Source organism: Runella sp. R5_40 (genome assembly GCF_057652295.1).
Map to the genome: position 1 here is coordinate 1 of NZ_JBYFCH010000084.1, position 337 is coordinate 337.

The window sequence follows — 337 nt, forward strand, 5'->3', positions numbered from 1 at the left end:
AAACGTATAGCTTCCAGAAGGCAATTGCGAATACGACACCGAATGGGTTGACCCTTCTTCGATACGCTTTTTGTCAATTCCCAACAGTTGGTAACGAAAACTATTTTTGGGAGCATTTACTAAATCAAACAACGAAAAACTGAGCGTCACTTGGTTCTGATCATGCGCCAATTGAATTGACGAAGTTTGTTCTATGCTTTGGGCTAAAATCTCGGTTTCGTCGCCTGGCATCACTTCTTGGTTGTGGATTTTCAACTGATTGATTTTCGGCGGTTGGCTCGCTTTCGTCCGTTGTAAAGCCGGTGGCGAATTCTCCGGCAGGCCGGGGGCTCCCCCA

General features: G+C 46.6%; 1 protein-coding gene. It reads right to left on the minus strand.

Annotated features, from left to right (window positions below; genetic code table 11):
• Positions 1 to 255: triple tyrosine motif-containing protein (locus AC23N5_RS31505; RefSeq protein ID WP_487758573.1), on the minus strand; the 255-nt coding region annotated here is incomplete at its 3' end.
• Between the last annotated feature and the right edge of the window lie 82 nt (positions 256 to 337).